2 pseudogenes are annotated in these 744 nt (G+C 42.6%); both read right to left on the reverse strand.

Annotated elements, in window-relative coordinates:
• Positions 1-93: pseudogene (locus tag KIV40_RS34995) on the reverse strand (thioredoxin-dependent thiol peroxidase); the annotation flags it as partial.
• 12 nt (positions 94-105) lie between these two features.
• Positions 106-578, reverse strand: a pseudogene (locus KIV40_RS35000) (glycine cleavage system protein R).
• Positions 579-744 lie beyond the last annotated feature (166 nt).

Raw genomic sequence — 744 nt, forward strand, 5'->3', positions numbered from 1 at the left:
CTTACCTTTGAAATCACCAAGAGATACGATATTGCCATCTTGATCCGGAAGAGAGAATGCAGGTGCTGGAGTACCAGCTGTCAGCGTATTCATGACATTTCCTTTTTAAAGCCTGTTTTTGATAAAGTTGAGCGAGCCTTGGACTGATAGGCTCTGACACAGCGAGTTAAATTCTTCTTGTAGCTGCATCAGGTTACATTCTGATTGGACAGAAGCGGTAATAGAGATATGGAACTGGTCATTATCGAGCTGAACTTTCGATTTATTGATGGTTTGAGCGCTGAGCGAGTCTAAACCGATCTCTCTGTCTGCAAAGAACTGGGTAAACTTTTCTGTTAGCCCGATATTGTCATCAGATTCGATAAAGACCTCAAGCGTGTATGAGTTCTCGATATGATCATGAGGGGACGTACGTTTCATGATAGTAATCAGGTCATGCTCCTGACCAAGCAAGGGTAGGGTTGTCTCCACTCGCGTAATATTATTGGCTTTGCCAGATAACAGCATGATTGAACCACTTGGTTACAAATACCCGGGCGATCTGTGCCCACTGCAGTGATTACTAGATGTTGAGTCATAAAATCACGTCTCTTTATATTCCATTGATGAGAGCATGTTAGCACAGATACCGTGACTAATGAGTGAAGGTAGGTGTGTTTTTATGCTTGATTGGACGATCTTTAGACAGAGTTTCAGGTGAGAAAAACGTAACAATGCAGCGTCGTTTGATTAGACATGACCACT

It is taken from the genome of Vibrio sp. D173a, from assembly GCF_030248475.1.